The 17720-nt window shown below is 35.8% G+C and carries 20 protein-coding genes; 10 read left to right on the forward strand and 10 right to left on the reverse strand.

Annotated features, from left to right (window positions below; genetic code table 11):
• The first annotated feature begins 4 nt into the window (after positions 1-4).
• The gene (locus CCK98_RS04510) at positions 5-1267 is read left to right on the forward strand and encodes an FtsW/RodA/SpoVE family cell cycle protein (protein ID WP_088085478.1); all 1263 of its coding nucleotides are present in this window, start codon (positions 5-7) and stop codon (positions 1265-1267) included.
• 660 nt (positions 1268-1927) lie between these two features.
• On the opposite strand, the gene CCK98_RS04515 is transcribed toward CCK98_RS04510, so the two are convergent.
• The 4 genes from CCK98_RS04515 to CCK98_RS04530 form a co-directional block, all read right to left on the reverse strand.
• The gene (locus CCK98_RS04515) at positions 1928-2326 is read right to left on the reverse strand and encodes a CotD family spore coat protein (RefSeq protein WP_373408480.1); all 399 of its coding nucleotides are present in this window, start codon (positions 2324-2326) and stop codon (positions 1928-1930) included.
• Positions 2327-2554: 228 nt separating this feature from the next.
• Complete coding sequence (locus CCK98_RS04520) at positions 2555-3016, reverse strand: GNAT family N-acetyltransferase (RefSeq protein ID WP_179195712.1); 462 nt, start codon at positions 3014-3016, stop codon at positions 2555-2557.
• A gap of 404 nt (positions 3017-3420) precedes the next feature.
• Positions 3421-3510 (reverse strand): YjcZ family sporulation protein, encoded by a 90-nt coding sequence (locus tag CCK98_RS04525; protein WP_088085480.1) that lies wholly within the window; start codon positions 3508-3510, stop codon positions 3421-3423.
• A gap of 73 nt (positions 3511-3583) precedes the next feature.
• Entirely contained in the window at positions 3584-3700 is a 117-nt protein-coding gene (locus CCK98_RS04530) for a YjcZ family sporulation protein (RefSeq protein ID WP_088085481.1), read from the reverse strand.
• A gap of 192 nt (positions 3701-3892) precedes the next feature.
• Here CCK98_RS04530 and CCK98_RS04535 point away from each other — a divergent pair, with 192 nt between their 5' ends.
• Positions 3893-4177: a hypothetical protein gene (locus tag CCK98_RS04535; RefSeq protein WP_088085482.1), complete on the forward strand. Its 285-nt coding sequence runs from the start codon at positions 3893-3895 to the stop codon at positions 4175-4177.
• A 123-nt stretch (positions 4178-4300) separates the two neighbouring features.
• Positions 4301-4552 carry a hypothetical protein gene (locus CCK98_RS04540; RefSeq protein ID WP_088085483.1) on the forward strand — a complete coding sequence of 84 codons (252 nt, stop codon included), beginning with the start codon at positions 4301-4303 and terminating at the stop codon, positions 4550-4552.
• 63 nt (positions 4553-4615) lie between these two features.
• Here the strand turns inward: CCK98_RS04540 and CCK98_RS04545 are convergent, their stop codons facing one another.
• Positions 4616-5392, reverse strand: a complete 777-nt coding sequence (locus CCK98_RS04545) for a DUF2268 domain-containing protein (RefSeq protein ID WP_088085484.1) — start codon at positions 5390-5392, stop codon at positions 4616-4618.
• A 221-nt stretch (positions 5393-5613) separates the two neighbouring features.
• Between CCK98_RS04545 and CCK98_RS04550 the strand changes: the two genes are divergently transcribed.
• On the forward strand, positions 5614-6327 hold the full coding sequence (locus CCK98_RS04550; protein WP_088085485.1) for a class I SAM-dependent methyltransferase: 714 nt from the start codon (positions 5614-5616) through the stop codon (positions 6325-6327).
• 112 nt (positions 6328-6439) lie between these two features.
• Here CCK98_RS04550 and CCK98_RS04555 read toward each other — a convergent pair whose 3' ends face one another.
• Positions 6440-7348 carry a DMT family transporter gene (locus CCK98_RS04555; RefSeq protein WP_088085486.1) on the reverse strand — a complete coding sequence of 303 codons (909 nt, stop codon included), beginning with the start codon at positions 7346-7348 and terminating at the stop codon, positions 6440-6442.
• Between the two features lie 460 nt (positions 7349-7808).
• Here CCK98_RS04555 and CCK98_RS35130 point away from each other — a divergent pair, with 460 nt between their 5' ends.
• Positions 7809-7946 (forward strand): hypothetical protein, encoded by a 138-nt coding sequence (locus CCK98_RS35130; protein ID WP_179195714.1) that lies wholly within the window; start codon positions 7809-7811, stop codon positions 7944-7946.
• A gap of 353 nt (positions 7947-8299) precedes the next feature.
• On the opposite strand, the gene CCK98_RS04560 is transcribed toward CCK98_RS35130, so the two are convergent.
• Positions 8300-8491 (reverse strand): amino acid transporter, encoded by a 192-nt coding sequence (locus CCK98_RS04560; protein WP_088085487.1) that lies wholly within the window; start codon positions 8489-8491, stop codon positions 8300-8302.
• A 199-nt stretch (positions 8492-8690) separates the two neighbouring features.
• On the opposite strand from CCK98_RS04560, the gene CCK98_RS04565 reads away from it, so the two are divergent.
• Complete coding sequence (locus tag CCK98_RS04565) at positions 8691-9191, forward strand: DinB family protein (protein WP_088085488.1); 501 nt, start codon at positions 8691-8693, stop codon at positions 9189-9191.
• Positions 9192-9692: 501 nt separating this feature from the next.
• Here the strand turns inward: CCK98_RS04565 and CCK98_RS04570 are convergent.
• From CCK98_RS04570 to CCK98_RS04580, 3 genes are all read right to left on the reverse strand, one after another.
• On the reverse strand, positions 9693-9827 hold the full coding sequence (locus CCK98_RS04570; protein ID WP_088085489.1) for a YjcZ family sporulation protein: 135 nt from the start codon (positions 9825-9827) through the stop codon (positions 9693-9695).
• 22 nt (positions 9828-9849) lie between these two features.
• The gene (locus CCK98_RS04575) at positions 9850-9981 is read right to left on the reverse strand and encodes a YjcZ family sporulation protein (RefSeq protein ID WP_088085490.1); all 132 of its coding nucleotides are present in this window, start codon (positions 9979-9981) and stop codon (positions 9850-9852) included.
• A 1110-nt stretch (positions 9982-11091) separates the two neighbouring features.
• On the reverse strand, positions 11092-11490 hold the full coding sequence (locus CCK98_RS04580; RefSeq protein WP_088085491.1) for a YmaF family protein: 399 nt from the start codon (positions 11488-11490) through the stop codon (positions 11092-11094).
• 698 nt (positions 11491-12188) lie between these two features.
• Between CCK98_RS04580 and CCK98_RS04585 the strand changes: the two genes are divergently transcribed.
• From CCK98_RS04585 to ltrA (CCK98_RS04600), 4 genes are all read left to right on the forward strand, one after another.
• Positions 12189-12977 carry a reverse transcriptase domain-containing protein gene (locus tag CCK98_RS04585; protein ID WP_218780146.1) on the forward strand — a complete coding sequence of 263 codons (789 nt, stop codon included), beginning with the start codon at positions 12189-12191 and terminating at the stop codon, positions 12975-12977.
• Between the two features lie 518 nt (positions 12978-13495).
• Positions 13496-14740: a group II intron reverse transcriptase/maturase gene (ltrA, locus tag CCK98_RS04590; RefSeq protein WP_088085492.1), complete on the forward strand. Its 1245-nt coding sequence runs from the start codon at positions 13496-13498 to the stop codon at positions 14738-14740.
• 184 nt (positions 14741-14924) lie between these two features.
• Complete coding sequence (locus CCK98_RS04595) at positions 14925-15389, forward strand: group II intron maturase-specific domain-containing protein (protein WP_256942527.1); 465 nt, start codon at positions 14925-14927, stop codon at positions 15387-15389.
• 591 nt (positions 15390-15980) lie between these two features.
• On the forward strand, positions 15981-17300 hold the full coding sequence (gene ltrA, locus CCK98_RS04600; RefSeq protein ID WP_088085493.1) for a group II intron reverse transcriptase/maturase: 1320 nt from the start codon (positions 15981-15983) through the stop codon (positions 17298-17300).
• Positions 17301-17720: the final 420 nt, after the last annotated feature.

Raw genomic sequence — 17720 nt, forward strand, 5'->3', positions numbered from 1 at the left:
AGTTGTGAACAAAAAATACGTCTTTTTAAATGAAGTCATCGCTCAAATCAAATCGAAGGAAGCAAAGAAATATGTTGCGGATGAATTGAGTTATCACTTAAAGGAAGCGAAGAATGTATGGATAGAGAAGGGGTTAACAGGATCAGAGGCTGAGGAAAAAGCGGTAGAGCAAATGGGAAGCCCGATTAAATTAGGCCAGCAGCTGAATAAACTCCATCGGCCAAAAGTAGATTGGATCCTCGTAGTTCTATTAATAACTATCTTTGGTCTCGGCTTTTTACCGATGTTTTCAATCGGCATTATGGGAGAATATTTATTAGTTTATAAAGTTGTTATTACTCTAATCGGCAGTGCGTTTACATTAGGGATAATGCTAATGGATTATAGGAAGTTAAAGAGACAAGGATGGTTATTTTATTCTATTGGAGTAATCTTTCTATTGGTGTTAAGACTATTTTCAAACACGACGATTAATGGACTTCCACTTCTTAGGATTGGACCGTTAACCATTGTAAGTATCATGTCTCTACCCTTCTTCTTCATGGCGTGGGCAACATTTTTTAGTAATGAGAGGTTGAAGTTCTGGCAGTTTATTCTATTGTTCTTCCTGCCATTCCTTTTACTATTTACGGTACCAAGTATTTCAACTACCTACATTTACACCATCATAGTATTTTCGATGCTTTGGTGGAGCAAGTTTAGTCGAAAAATTGTTCTTTTGATCTGGGGAGGATCAGTTAGTTGTTTCTTGTTCGTGAGTTTCATTTCTTGGAGGTTTTTAAACTATTATCAGAAAGATCGATTGTTGGCCTATCTAAACCCGGAAAAATATTCAGATGGACCAGGATTTATGATCCTGCGTGTGAAAGAACTGCTGTTAAAAGCAGGCTGGTTTGGTAACGCCATGAACAAAGAATTTATTCCTGAGGCCCATACTAATTTAGTGTTTGTAAGTTTAACCTACTATTACGGTTGGCTTTTTGCCATTATGCTTGTTTTAATCCTATTCCTATTTGGTGTAAGAATCATTGTCATCACAAGTAGAGTAAAAGATTCGTATGGAAAACTTCTTCTCATCGGTGCAGTTGCACTTTATACGATACAGTTAGCGACTAATATCGGAATGACACTAGGTCTTTTCCCGTTAATTTCCATATCCTTGCCCTTTATAAGTTATGGATTAATGCCCACGCTGCTCAATGCAATATTAATTGGGATTGTCTTAAGCGTATATCGCCGAAAGGATCTAACCAGAATACAAATTTGAACTCCAGTAAACCCGCATAGGAAAAAGCCAAGCAGTGTGTTTCTCAATGGAGGCACACTGCTTTTAGCATGTTTTTAGTAAGATTATGGGAAAATACTTATATAGGCTTAATTAATTAACTGCCCTTATATACAGTATGATTTTCCACCGTATTAAACGTATGCACAGATACGAAAAATGTCAGTTTTCTATCTTTGTAGAAGCATTATCTACAGTAAGTATTTATAGTTTTTAACCTTAACAAACATAAACTTAACTTGGAGGGGTGGGTATGATGACTTTGCTGCCTCTGAAACAACTGCTTCAGCCCTTTCAAGACAAATCTTACCCACAGTGTTTCTGGGCAATTAATTGAAGTATTTTTTGGCAGTATGTTAATTGATCTTAGGCATTAATTAGGAGAAAATGTATGGATGCTAATATTTATACAAATTTCTGAAGCTGTTCTTACTGTACTAACGAAGCAGGATTGTTGAAGAAGGAAATGACGCCTTTATGTCGCATTTGACCAATATTGCGATGTAAGAACGACTTATTTTCAATAAAAAAGGTACCCAAAGGGCACCCAAGGAAAACTTGTATCTCAGAACGTTTATAAGTATATGCAATTGTTTATTATATGCTAACAAAAATACCCCCCTAAACGGGGGGTTAAATGAACTAGAATCCAAATGGTCTTGGCGGACAACAAGGATTATGTGGTACACCGCACATTGTATGTGTTTCACAACATTCATTTACAAATGATTCTGTGTGAGGGAAAAAGTGTTGATTATTAATCATATGCTTGTTGACTGTTGTCGTGTGAGAAGGATGGACATGAGTTACTACCTTATTAAATAAATTTGTCTTAACATATTGTTGCCCTGGTGAAACAAGTGGTGGATCATACTGAGCTGGAAACACTTGAGGTGGGCAGTATTGTGGACATGGTTGTGGCGGACAGTATTGAGCTGGTAATGGTTGTATAGGAGCTATCTGTTTAGGCATTATATTTGGTGGAATATTTGGTGGAATATTTGATGGAAAACCACCGTATCCAATATTTCTTCTCATCATTAAATGACCTCCATATGAATTTGTCTTGTTACATCATTAGTCTATGTGAGCCTTTGTTTGTAGGGACTAATTTAGATACCCATTTTATAAATAGAAATGATTTAGAAATGATGCATACTACGAAATTATTACGACAAATAAAAACCCCCGCATCCATCAAAGAGGTGTGAATGAGAAAACTGTTATTTTTGAGAATATCAATCTTTATAAAAGGTGCCTTAAAAAAGGTTAAAGAATCTTTTCATAATTAATAAGAGTTAAGTATTCGTTAACTTGTTGCTCCCCTGTTTTTTTATAGCCAAATTTTTCATAAAAATGGCGATTTCTACGGTTGTCGTTAGGTGTATCAAGTGACCACTTTTTAACTTTAGGGAATTGCCTTTCCAACTCCTGTAAAATTTTTGATCCTAATCCTTTATTTTGAAATTCAGAGCCAAGGAAAATTCGATACAAATAATTATGATCTTTTGCTTGCTTTACAAGACAGATTCCGCCTGCAAGCCTGCCATCAACGAAAATAGAATAGTGCAAAGAATTTTGCATTCTAAAAAAAAAGTAATCCAATGATTCAGTTGCAGGACTTGTATGATAATCCTTATATTTGATTAAATCTGAATGAAACGCTTCTTTTTGAATCTTTAACAATTCGTTTGCTTCCGCATGCTTTGATGGTATTATCTTAAATTTCAATTTCCCCACCTCTTACGCCATTTCTGTCATTATATGAACATCTGCCACATTGTTTAATTAAATGATAAAGCTCCTCAGTTATCGCAAATAAGGACTTACGCTCGAAAAATGTGCTTCTCTTTTTATAATAATTCTTCTTTAACTAACGAAGCAGATGGCATTATTATTGCAGCGGATAAAGAGGGAGATTCGTAAATAAACCATTTGCAAAAAATGAAATGTGGATTTTTTTTTTTACAGCAGATAAAAAAAAGAGCCCATAGGCTCTTTGAAACAATGTTTAAATCATTTGCTTAATAGAATCTGCGTTTTCTTCTTCTTTCAAATTCAAAGTCCTACATTCATTTCAGAATCTATATGACAAAGGGACAGATTAACTTAACCTGCCCTTTGTTCCAGACAATTTAGTAGCCACTCATAAAAGAAGCTCCTACAATGATAAGGAGAATAAACAATACCACGACGAACGCCATACCGTGTCTATGTTCTTCCATTTATAACACCTCCAATACTTGCTTAAAATAGGATATTACTCATCCAAAATCATACCGTTTGGTTTTTTAAACATTAGCACCAGCTGGACAGTACGATGATTAACAGAATGAACAATACCACGATTAAAACAAAAGTATTGCCGCCATAACCACCGCCGTAACCGCCGCCGTATCCATATGATCCACTCATATCTTTTCACCACCTATTTATTGGATTATTAGAAGGAGAAGCACTCCTACTATGTATATATATTCCTTAAGACAAGGGTTGCTTGGTCAAGCATCATGGTGTTAGGACAAAATCAGCGATTTGCTTAAACAATTTCTAAAAATAAAAAAGCGTCTGCAATCCATGCAAACGCCTCTTCGGAGGTATTTCTATATGCAGATGTTTCTTACGGTGGTAGTTATAACATATGCACTCAGAATAAAACTGAATGGGACAAGTGCTGATATAAGTAAATTAAATAGAGAATGGACAAAACAATCCTTAGTGGACTTTTTCTTCATTGGTTATGACGGTTTTTGGATTTTAGTGCAATATTTCAGGATATGGCATTTTGGGCTGGTGAAAATGAAGAATACCTACGACGCTGTTATGGTATTGGGCTGGAGCGGGTTTATCTTATGTTTTCACCCTAATGTCCATCATTTTTATCTATCTTAGGCATGTCGGAAAATTAATTCGGAGATTTTAAGTTTCCGCTAAAACCCTATTACACTTGTCCATTACGAAAGTTATTTCAATACATATAATGTCGTATGGTCATAAGTAAATGGGGGTGAAAAAATGTCAGTTGAACATTTTCATGGACTGTGTCACAGACATATAGGTAGAGCTGTTGAAATCAGAACCCACGACGGGAGAATTCATAGGGGAATCATTCATCGTGTTACCGACAACAGAGTTTTTCTTCAACCAATTGAACGACCTAGAAACCTAGGCGGTTTTGGTTATGGAGGTTGGGGCTGGGGTTGGGGCGCTGGAATTGGGCTAGGATTTATTGCTTCATTAGCTGTACTTTCTCTATTCTTTTGGTAGTTATAAAAATAAAAACGGACGAGAATTTCTTTCGTCTGTTTTTTTCCGTTTTATCAAACACTTTCACTTTATTTGAGCAATATGATCTGTTTTGATATTAAGTAGATCCTTACTTGTCTTGTTAGTTGCTTCAATATAATTCATAACCAAGTAATGCCCAACACAGTACCCTAACATTTTCGGATAAAAACGTGATCCATACAATATGTTTTGATGTTTAAGGTCATTTTTTGGAACATCTTTATTTGGGAGCACTAAGTTTTTCCACATTTTCTTTAACTCTTCATTGGTATAATACGATGTCCAAGTAGCTAAGAATTCTTCACCCAATCTTTCACGTACTGCATTTTCAGCTAATCCTTCTAAAATGATTGTGTCCAGCAATACGTAATCCTCTTCGTTTTTTTGAAACTTGGATAACCGACAAATATGGTTATACTCATGTGTAAACAATGCCCTTATTTCCTTTTCCGTGTTATCCTCTGAAATAAATAAAAGTAGTTTATCCTTAAAGGCCAAACCTGATTTTCCGTTAAAGTCCTGTGTTAATTTTCGATTGTCCTTATCTGATGGAAAAACAAAGATAGGGATATTTGGCCCTTCCCACACTTTTTGAAGTTGTAGACTTTCTTCTTGTACAATTTCCCATACTTTATTTTTTTGTAATTTTTTCACTACCTCGTTTCCGTTCCCAAAAGGATGATACATTCCATGTAGAGTTAAGTAATCGTAGATTTCGGAAGCTAGAGCACCCTCAAAGTGAACTGTTAACTTTTCACATATTTCAATTGGTTTATGAAATGAATCGTGCAACCACTTATCTGTTCTAATCACGCCCATATCAGCACCCCTACTACACATTTTGTTTAAAATACATTATGCGCTTATCATATAATCGTTCCGAAACCTTTTTCATTACCTTCTTAGCATCCTTAAAAGGTTCCTATTTTCCCCCTTCATAGGCCTTTAAAAGTTGAGTAATGTTTATAAAAGTATCGGCAACAAATTTATTTCATTCTCATAAAATAATGTAAAATTTCTAAAAAAGGATGAGACTGAATTTGAATTACACTTATCTTGATTGTTTAGCAATATTTGGAGTTGGAGGTGCCCATCCTGGAGGCCTTCAACTAACAAAAGAGATTTTATCAAGGGAAAAAATAGATGAAACAAAGTCGATTCTTGATGCTGGGTGTGGAACAGGGCAAACCTCTGCCTATATTGGAGAACAGTACCAATGTCATGTTACTTCCTTAGATTGTAATAAAATCATGTTGGATAAGGCTAGGCAAAGATTTTCATCCTTACATTTGCCAATTGATGTAAAGCAAGGGAGCACTGAAAATCTTCCTTTCGATGAGGATTTATTTGATATGATTCTTTCAGAATCAGTCATATCCTTTACAGATGTATCCTTAACAATTCCTGAATTTAAAAGAGTATTAAAGCCAAATGGTGTTTTGCTTGCAATTGAAATGGTACTTGAAAAATCACTTTCTGAAGATGAATTGAAAGCTATCGTTAATTTTTATGGAGTTTCTCAATTACTAACTGAAAATGAATGGTACAACTTCTTCAAAAGAGCCAGTTTTAAACAAGTTAGTGTAGAGAAGTTCAATCTTGAGTTTGATGAAAATGATGTGCAAAATGTTACTGATTTCTCACTTTCGGAGAATATTGATGATAAATTCTTTGAAATTCTTGAAAAGCACTTGCACTTCACAAAAGGTTATAAGGGTATACTAGGTTTTCGACTATTCAGATGTTGTATTTGAACAGTTCCAGTCATACACCTAGAACTATATTTTGAGCAATCAAAAAAGGTCTGCATTCGAATTACAATGCAGACCCATTTTGTCGTTTGTTTTCATTTATAAATTGCTAAAATTATTGCTTACTAAGCTGTTGCTTGTTTCTGACCAATATCTGCTTAAAGTTCACTTCCATAAGAATAATCGATAGCATAATAAGCATTCCTCCAACAACTAACTGTACTGTAAATGATTCAAAACCAAACGCTACTGAAAAAATACTTCCAAAAACTCCTTCAAGCATCATAATTAATCCAGCAGATGTTGCGGAAGTATGCTTTTGAGCTAAAACCTGAACAGTTTGACCAACAAACGAACATATTATTCCCATATATAACAATGGCAATATTGCAACAGACCAATTGATATTAGTAAGCTGTCCTTCCTCTACGAAGAAGAAAAAAAACAACCCACCTAATGCTTGTACAACCGCAAGCATAAAAGCTACAATGCTGACATCAGTTGCTCTTGCTCCATAGCTGAGATATACAATAGATGCTGCATAAAACAACGCACAAATAAAAGAATATACGTCACCAATATTTATGGTTAGTGTTTTGTTTAATATTCCAGTTAAAATAGTCATTCCAAGTAAACAAAAGGCAATGGAAACAAAGCTTTTTACTGGGAGTTTCTTTTGATATATAGCCCAAGCCAAGAAAGGTATAATTACCACATATGTTGCTGAAATAAAGGCGTTATTAGATGGAGTCGTGTACTGAACACCAATAGTCTGTGTAATATATCCGCCAAAATTAAGCAATCCCGCAATTAGCCCAATTTTAAAGTCCTTAAGGGTCATTTTGAATATCTTTTTATAAAAAAACATAAGTACCAAAACAACAAAGAGAAAGCCTCGGAAAAAATTTATGAATCCCGCAGACGCATTTGCATCTAGAGCTATTTTTGTTAAAACAAACCCAGAACCCCAAAGTGTAGCAGTTATCAATAGTAGCACGTTTGCAATTGATTTTGTCATTTTCATATGTTATTTCTCCTTTTCTTTTTAATAAAAAAATCCCGCCTCTTAAAGTAAAGAGACGGGAACGATCTACTCTTATACAGTTTTCATTGACAATTCAACGATAATTAGTAACGGAATTAATTTTCCGACACACTCCAATTGGATTTTGGGGGTTTTTAAGAAGCATTGTTCATTAATGATAAAATTAGCTTACGTCTTTCTCAGACAATTTTATTCTTAATTATTAACTTCTTTATAAATTTTTGATTCATCTTTAATTTACTAAATTATCATAATGAAATCAACCCATAGTCATGTTCTTAATTGCTATCACTTGGCTTAATAAAAATAAATAAAAAATGTTGTTTAGAGTGTTATTCAACTAAAGGGTGCTTTTGTCTAATTTAGCGGGCATAAAATTTCCGTTACTGCGGCATATTATATTTATAAAAATATTTTAATGAATTGAGCTCTTTGAAAAATGGATGAAATGATAACTACTAATCAAGTAGAAGAAATAAATAAACAACTGAAAAAAATTCCCAAGGAAGCCGAAGAAAGAAGAATTGAAAATCAGCCGCAAACAGGTAAAAACGAGAAAGCCATTGAACCGTTTTAATCCGGACAATAGCAAACCGAAGGATTTTGCTGACCACAAATTTCAAAATAAAAAAAATGAGGAATGGGGAAATCCCAATCCCCATTGAACGGTAAATGTTAGACACCGACTTTATTGCACTAACGGGTGCAAGAGTTGAAGATTCAGCTGCCATTTGGCGGCTTTTTCTTATTGAAGTAACGGAGCAGATTAATTTAAGAACGAAAAAACAATTCACATATATGGGTAATTTACTTTTTTGAATATAATTCCAAAATGGTATGGAAGTTATTAATGTTAATTCTAACTCCTAACCCATTTTAGAGCAGCTCACAGCATTTTTGCGGTTAGAAGGAGTACCAATCAAGTGTCAGTTAGTAGTTTAATAAATTTAATATAATCATTAACAAGATGGATATTGATAAGAAGCCAGCAAAAAAATACCCAAAATATTTTAATGGCTTTGGCAACTTTTTTACTGCATCCTTGCTAACATTTGCAGCATTTCCTTCTATCCTGTTAATGTGGTCTATTACATCATTAAATGGTTTATTTTCTTCTTTCATACAACCACCCCTTTACCACATTTTAACATATACATTTATTTTATTATTGTATTTAATTGTAAATTCTTAGCTTTTCTTATTGAACTAAAGAAGCAGGATAGTTGAAGAAGGATTTCGACTTATATTTGTAGAAATAGTAATATCTAACAATATTTAGTATTGCTCTTATAGTATTTTTACAGTTCAATAATTTTCTAAAATGGGGAGGGGCTTTTTTGCAAATTTTTTTAGATATAACTGGATGGTAAGAGAAGACTGGTATCCTTGGTGTGAAAAGTTAAGTGAAGAAGAACTTCTGCAAAACCGAACGGGTGGAATGGGAAGTATATTGCATACACTTTTCCATATAGTTGATGTCGAATGGAGCTGGATACGTCTTTTACAAGGTAAAACTGACTTTCAGGAGAGTTTTGATGGTTATAAAAACTTGAATAAGGTTCGAAAATTAGACGCTGAATTTCATTTAGAAGTGGAAAACTTTGTGAACAACTGGGATGCTAGTATGGAAGATCGTTTATTTTACGATACCTTACCTGATGGAAAAATTGTGACGGATACTTGGGGGGAAATCATGCGACATACCATTGCTCATGAAATTCACCATATAGGTCAATTATCAATTTGGGCAAGGGAAATCGGAAAAAAGCCTGTTTCTGCAAATCTTATTGGTCGGGGTCTTTCCTCTTATTCCAATAAATAATTCAAATAGAAATTAATTTAGTGGGTTTCTGTATATTTATGGGTGTGATAATTTAAAAAGAATCAACTTTTCCTTGTTCTGCGGGGGATTCAGTTTTGTGGAGCAATTTGAGTTTGTGAAGAATTGTACTTAAAGTAACGGAGTGCAAGAGTTTAAGATCAAGCTGAAATTTTGGCGGCTTTTCTTATTGAACGAAGCAGGTTGAACAAGGATTTTCCACTACACTAAAGAATTTATATAAAAAGGAAACTACAAACGCTAGTTAACAGTCGAATGCCCTTGTGGTATTAGGTATAGAAATTATGAAATAAAATAAGAGCTTAATCTGATGATACTTTATATAAACTGATGCATAAGCTAGTAGTGAGCATCAGCTATACCGCCATACTTTTAACTTCCTCAGTGCTTTATTATGCGTTCGGTGCATTAAAGCCAGATAAAAAAGCCCTAAAAAAACAAGGGCTTTTTTTATTTGTAAAAAATTAGGTTGGATGCTTTTAATTAATAAAAGACAGTTGCTCCAATGATAATTAATAAAATAAACAAGACAACGATTAAGGCAAAACCTCCGCCATAACCAAAGCCGCCACCGTAACCGTAGCCACCACAACCGCCGAAACCTCCATATCCGAACATAAATATCCCCTCCTTTTAAAGATTAATAAAAGCCTCCGAATCCTCCGCCACAGCCACCGTAACCGCCGCCAACAAAAGATGCTCCAATAATAATAAGAAGGATAAACAATACAACTACTAATGCGAACCCTCCACCAGCTCCTACACCATCCATTTAATAACCTCCTTTACATCTATTCAATACAAAATATGATTAAATCCAAAAGGTGTCAGGGCTCTTGCGAAATACAAAAGCCCAATCTCTTCTATTCATTACAAGAAACTGCATTATGTAGCGAAAAAAAGACTCCTTAACTCTAAAAGTGCTTAGTTAAATTAAAAAATAAAAAATAAAAAGGCTTAACTACCGTGGTTCTTCATATAAACAGATGCATAATCTAGAAAGTAGCCGCTATAGACCATATTAAAGCATAGACATAGACCTTAAATCAGGAATAGCCTCAATCAAAAAAAAGCCCTTCAAGAAAGGGCTTTTTTAGGTTCTTCTTAGAAATAAATTACTGCACTTACCATAATTGATACGAATTGGCCTTTGGGATTAAGATAGCTAAAGGGAAGAAGTTAAGTTTGTGAAGAAATGTACATTTTGTACAAATATTCTCAAAATTTATTTAAAACAATGTGGAAAATGGATAGCTCTACTAGATAATCTTGTGAAGAATTGTACTTAAAGTAACGGGTGCAAGAGTTGAAGATTCAGCTGCCATTTGGGCGGCTTATTTTTTGTTAAGCTAACGAAGCAGGTTTGTTCAATAAATTGGAGCATAATTGGTTAAACATTATGCGGTAGACCAGCATTAATAAATGGATAAATAATTATTTTTAGTAATAAAATATAGATTAATGCCAAGCAATTCGGATAATTACAGAAATGAGTGAAGGAGTATGGCAAAACGAACAAATAAAAATTGTAGGGCAATAAAGCCTTTTTAGTAAAATTAATAGGCTGCCCTTAATGTAATTATTCTTCTTTTATTAGCTATTTGTTTAGGTTTACTGTTGTCCCAGATAGAGGTTTCTAATTCTATCGTTGTAGTCATAATAGGAGTCATAAGTTATGTAACGGGTACTACGAAGGAAAGATTGGATATGGTAAGCGGTAGCCGTGAATGATCAGGTTCTATCTATTAAACTAGGTTACCATTAAGAGTGGTTACCTCAAAATCCCAAAATTTAATTACTGAAACACAATTGTAGAGGAATAGAAAAGGTGAAACACTAGTAGGTGCTCACCCTTGTCCTCCTTAAAGGTAACCTTTTCCCCTTATACAAGAGGCTTTTCAATTAAAGTAGCAAATTCAAGCTGATGGACATGTCCATCATCTAGGGTAGTGATTCCTTTGACAAAGTGTACATGCTTACCATTGCCAACTGGGATAGCAGGACCTGTTTGTATTCCTACCTCATGATGATGATCTAAAAAGTCGGTATTAGTTAATATTACATGTACATGACTATCACCCTTTGGAATTACTTCACCTGTAACCCCTGCAAAACGATGATTATGTCTGTCCTCTCCTTCTTCAGCTAATTTGGTACTTGCCAAAAATTCATGAACATGTGTTTGTGCAGATTCTTCAGAATTTGTTTTTTTGTTAGGCTGCTCTTCATTTTGAGATTTATTTCTTTCATAATTTTCTCTTCCCCTTTGAACTTTACTCATAAAATGGAACCCCCTTTTAAATTAGAATACTGTTTATAATATTAGTAATGGTAAGGTTTTATGAAAAAAAGATTTTCTTTATCTTTTGCTTCAAATGAATATACTTTTCCTTCTTTTTGAATATAAAAAGCTTACGTGCCCGTTTGTACTAATTTGTGAAGGAATGTACTTAAAGTAATGGGTGCTTGTGCGGCCGAGCCTAGGTCGTATCATATAGCGGGTGGGATTCCCGTCGAGTAAGAACTAGCCATTCGCTCGTAGCGAGTCTTGGAGGGCTATAGGTAACTTTAGTCTTTAAGCGTAGACAGTTAGGTGACGGGCCGAAAGCCAAATGGTTGAAGGGATTGAGCTCCATAATGTTAGTAAACCGAGAGGGCTGATGCTTTAAGCACTGCAGAAAGCTACATTTTATCATTCGTTAAAGGCAAGAAGGATAAAACCTCTCTGGAGTCAGTGACCTTGGCACGTTATACATTGATATGATACGGCAACTCGGGAGACCCTACCGGTCTTTTCTTATTTTAATAGAAGAGTATGGTCTACAAGTGATAAAAAGCGAGGAAACCAAATGCCGTGTAGGGAGTCGGATAGCAGCGTAGTACCAATGAAGTTGGGTAATGCCGATGGAGGAAAGGCTAGCTACCAGTTATCACCCTTACTAGGGACACATTTACTACACACAGAGGTAGGTATAATAAATGGAAACAAAACTAATAAGGATAGCAGAATTAGCAAAATCTGATCCTAAAATGAAATTTACATCTCTTGTACATTTATTAAATAAGAAAGCATTAGTTAAATGCCATCTTGAACTACCCAATAAGAAGGCAGCTGGGATTAACGGTACAACCAAAGAGCAGTACGGTGAGAGTTTAGAAGAAAACATAGAGGATTTAGTAAGTAGGCTCAAAAGCAAAAGTTATCGTCCTGTTCCAGTAAGGAGAATGTATATTCCAAAACTCAATTCAAACAAGAAAAGACCATTGGGAATACCAGAACATGAAGATAAAATTGTTCAAAAAGGTATTACAAAGATACTAAATACCATTTATGAAAATGATTTTCTAGATTGTTCCTTTGGATTCCGTCCAAATCGCAACTGCCATGATGCGTTGAAAATACTGAACCACTATATTGAAAAGAGGGCAGTAAATTATGTAGTAGATGTAGATATCAAAGGTTTCTTCGACAACGTTGACCACACTTGGATGATGGAGTTCTTAAAACTGCGAATCGCTGACCCTAACCTACTAAGGATAATTGGTAGGTTTCTTAAAGGTGGATACATGGAGGAAGGTAAGAAATATAAAACAGACAATGGCACACCGCAAGGTGGAGTAATATCTCCGATATTAGCCAATGTATACCTCCATTATGTCCTCGACCTATGGTTTGAGAAAAGGGTAAGGAAACAGTGCAAGGGACAAGCATACATAGTGAGATATGCAGATGATTGTGTGCCACGAAAACTGGCGAGGTGTGCCTGAAAGGCACAATCAACTAGTTGTGCTGCACTCAAGATGAGAGCAGGTCTCTCGCAATCGCTATACAGGTAGAGGTTGCAAACCACCTTAAGGTGCTTTAGTCAAAAGCTATGGTATTGAGCGTTAAGGAAAAGGCAGAGCAAGACTTTGTCAGGTACGTATTAAGGAGACGAAAACCATTGAACCGCTGAGGAAGTATCGAAAGCGTAGTGATGTCATCAAAACTGAGGGGGAGTCGTTAACTCAGGATTAGTTCGGAGGGAACCTGTTTACTGTCCGTTCGGTGACCGGTATAAAGGCGGCGTGAACTTAATACAGGCTTGAGTATGGAACGTGGGAACCTACGACATGGATGCCAAGGGAGAAATTCAAGTGGATGCACCACAAGAATCAGAGTACCAATGCCATGTCTAGGGGCGGAATAACCCGTAGTAGTAATGAAACCTCCTAACGGAGGAGGAGCAAAGGGGTTATGTTATTCAGTTTTATGACCAAGTCAACCATTTAAATGGGAGGAACTTATGAATAAAACAAAGTCGTTTGCGATATCCAAAAAGGTAGTTTATGAAGCCTTTCTAAGAGTAAAAGCAAATAAAGGGTCAGCCGGTATTGATGAAGAGTCGATTGAAGAATTCGAAATGAATCTAAAAGATAATCTCTACAAACTATGGAACAGAATGTCCTCAGGAAGCTACTTTCCTCCAGCAGTAAAAGCTGTAGAAATACCGAAGAAAGGTGGCGGTACTAGGACACTAGGGATCCCAACTGTTGAAGATAGAATTGCACAAATGGTCGTGAAGTTGTACTTTGAACCCTCGGTGGAACCTTTCTTTCACAAGGATTCGTACGGTTATAGACCAAATAAAAGTGCAATTCAAGCATTAGAGATAACCCGTAAAAGGTGCTGGAAGTACAACTGGGTTCTAGAATTCGATATAAAAGGACTATTCGACAACATTGACCACGGTTTACTAATGAAAGCAGTGGAAAAGCACACAAGTAATAAATGGGTAAAACTCTATATTAATAGATGGCTAAAGGCACCTTTTCAAACAAAAGAAGGGGTAGTAGAACGGACTTTTGGTACACCGCAAGGTGGAGTTATAAGTCCAGTTCTAGCAAATCTATTTCTTCATTACACATTTGATAAGTGGATGACTATAAACCATACAAATAATCCTTTTGCGAGATATGCAGATGACGCAGTTATCCACTGTGAATCGGAAGCTGAGGCAACAGAATTGCTGATATCACTTAACAAAAGGATGAAGGAATGTAAACTGGAACTACATCCAACCAAAACACGAATTGTGTATTGTAAAGATGCAGATAGGAAAGAAAATCACGAAAATATTTCGTTCGATTTTCTTGGATATACGTTCAGACCAAGACGTTCCAAAAACAGATGGGGAAAACATTTTATTAACTTTACACCAGCGATTAGTAATAAATCTAAGAAATCAATTCGGCAAAAAGTAAGGGACTGGAAGCTACAGTTAAAAGCCGAAAAGGACCTTACGGACCTATCAAATATGTTTAACTCACAGATTATAGGGTGGATTAATTACTATGGCAAGTTCTACAAATCTGAAATGTACTCAACATTAAGACACATCAATAAAGCCTTAATAATGTGGGCAAGGAAGAAATACAAAAGGTTAGCTCGTCACAAGAAAAGAGCTGAATACTTATTAGGTAGAATTGCAAAACAGATTCCAAAACTATTTAAACATTGGGAAATAGGTATCAAGCCTACGGCTGAATAATGGGAGCCGGATGAGCTGAGAGGTTCACGTCCGGTTCTGAGAGGGGCTACTGGGGAGGTTCCAGTGGCCTACTTGCCTTGTTTGTTGTTTTCAATATAAAAGTGAAGCCCAGCAATTCTTCCATTCATTAAAGTTTAGATTAAAGAAATTTAATCTAGAAATAGCCGAGGATAAAACCAAAATTATTCCTTTCGGGCGGTTTGCGGAGCAAAATGCAAATCAACAGGGAAGAAATAAACCAGCAACTTTTGATTTCCTTGGGTTTACACACTTTTGCGGTAAAAGTAAACAAGGGAAATTTCGAGTAAAACGGAAAACAAGCAGGAAGAAAGTCCAAGGTAAACTAAAAGAAACGAAAGAATGGCTGAAGAGCAATAGAAGTAAAGATATTCATATGATTATGGATAGATTTAAACGCTCACTAATAGGTTATTACAACTATTATTGCATCACTGATAATACCCAAAATGTTTACAACTTTAAAGACAAAATCGAAGAGTTATTATTTAAATGGCTCAATAGAGGAAGCCAAAGGAAATCCTTTACATGGGATAAATTCAATCTATTTCTTAAGAAGTATCCACTCCCATCACCAAGGATAAAAGTGAATATATATGATTTAAAAAAAGAGATTAGCTACATTCTGTAAATGATAACTAGGAGGAGCCGTGTGCATTAATAGTGCAAGCACGGTTCTGTGAGGGTTGCGCCTTGAAAGCTCAAGGAATACATACGACTTGAGATAGTCGTCTAGATAATGCTTAGCCAGCAGTCTTGTACCGAGTCTTGCGTGGTACACGGTAACGTGTACTGCGAAGCGTAGACAGGAAGATGGCAGGCCGGAATAAAGTGAAAAGGATAATTAGTCCCGAAATTAAACGTGATGTGGAGTAGCCGACCTTTTCTCTCAATGGGGAAGGCAACAATGAAATAACCGCTATAGGCAAGGGTATTATCGTTACTCCCGGGATTCGTACCTACGGCATGTCATCAATGGATTCCTTTGGGAACAAGGGAGATCCAATAAACTTCTATAACATATAGATAAGAATTCAACAAGCCCACAAAGCAAGGAGAATTCGATGGTTTATTGGAAGTCTTACTAACTGATAGTACTCTGAGATAGGGAGAGCCTATTACATGGGGAAGCGGTTAGCGGAAATTGAATCAATCTAAGGAAACATGAGCTTCATTCAATGGAAGATTTCGGTCCTTAATTCAAAGTAAGGAGAAACCAATCATGACAACAGGATTAGAGAGAATAGCAGTAAAAGCTCAACAAGATGAAAAACTACAATTTACATCATTAGCACATCACATTACAAAAGAGTTGATTTGGACTAGTTTAAACCATATGCCAAAGAACACTTCACCTGGCATTGATGGTACCTCAAGGGATATGGCTATAATTGAGTTTGAAAATTGGGTTGGAGATATGATGAATTCAATCTACAGACATAGCTATAAACCTCCAGCAGTAAGAAGGGTCTGGATACCTAAACCTGGGAAAGTAGAAAAACGACCGATCGGAGTACCTTCGGTGGCAGATAGAGCTTTACAAAGAAGTACAGCAACGGTACTTTCATCAATTTATGAACAAGACTTTCTAAATTGTTCATACGGTGGTAGGCCAAATAGGGGAGCACATAATGCCTTAGCTACCCTTAATGAGATTATTTCAGGGAAGAAAGTTAGCTGGGTGCTGGAAGCCGACCTGAAGAACTTCTTTGGAACCTTAGACCATGATTGGATAATTAAATTCGTGCAACATAGGATTGGTGATCCTAGAATTATTAGTCTGATTAAAAGATGGTTAAAAGCAGGTGTAATGGAAGGTAAGGATATTTATGCCAGTGAAACTGGAACACCGCAAGGTGGTTCAATTAGTGTACTATTAAGTAACATTTATCTTCACTATGTATTGGATTTGTGGTTTGAGAAAGCAATAAAACCAAGACTCAAAGGAGAGTCATATCTAATAAGATATATCGATGATTTTGTAGTGTGTTTTCAATATCGTTCAGATGCAATAAGGTTTGGGAAAGTCCTTGTGAAAAGATTAAGGAAATTCTCATTAGAGCTTGAACCTAATAAGACTAGGTTAGTAGAGTTTGGACGGTTTGCCAGTAAACATGCCCTGCAAAAAGGAAAGAAATTAGAAACGATCTATTTCCTAGGTTTTACACATTATTGTACAAAAAACCGTAAGGGTAATTTCATGGTAGGTAGGAAAACCGAGAAGACCAGATTTAAGCGAAGTGTAAATAAAATCCAAGAAGTACTTCGTACTATCAGACATTGGTCTATAAAAGACCAAGTTGAGAAGATAAATCAAATTCTTAGAGGTCATTACAATTACTATGGTATGGCTGGCAATCTTCGGTCAATAACAAAAATCTATAAAATTACGGAACGTTATTGGAGAAGAATGTTAAGTAGTAGAAGCCAAAAGAGCTATATAACGTGGGAAAAGTTCAATAAGATTAAGTCGTTTTTTCCTCTAAAGCGTCCTAAACTTTCAATTCCATTTTCGGAATTAAAAATGTACGCGAAACTGTGAAGCAATTTCTGAAGAGCCCGGTGCGGGAAATCCGCACGCCGGGTTCTGTGGGGGTTTGAGTCGCCAATTGGGCAACTTTTCTACCCGGAGGGGTGGAGTACAATTTACCGCAAGGTAGAAAGGCTCCCTTCTACTCGACTAACACAGTAATGAATAAAATTAATAAGCATAAAATATCCAAGTTTTTATGCACAACTTGCATATTTTAACTTTTTTTACATTCAAAAAACATTCTCCCACATACAGCATTTTTTAATTTCCAAATACACCCAGAGGCTCCAAGACAAGACCTAAAACGCTAATCTATGGATACATATTAACAAAGATAAAAGGTGCACCATTCGTAGGTTTTGTTGTTGATACTATATTTAACTGCCCGATAGTTTAAGGAGTAAACCCTCGTTCTATTTATTGGTAGCC

Source organism: Bacillus sp. OV166 (assembly GCF_900177675.1).
Taxonomy (GTDB): domain Bacteria; phylum Bacillota; class Bacilli; order Bacillales; family Cytobacillaceae; genus Neobacillus.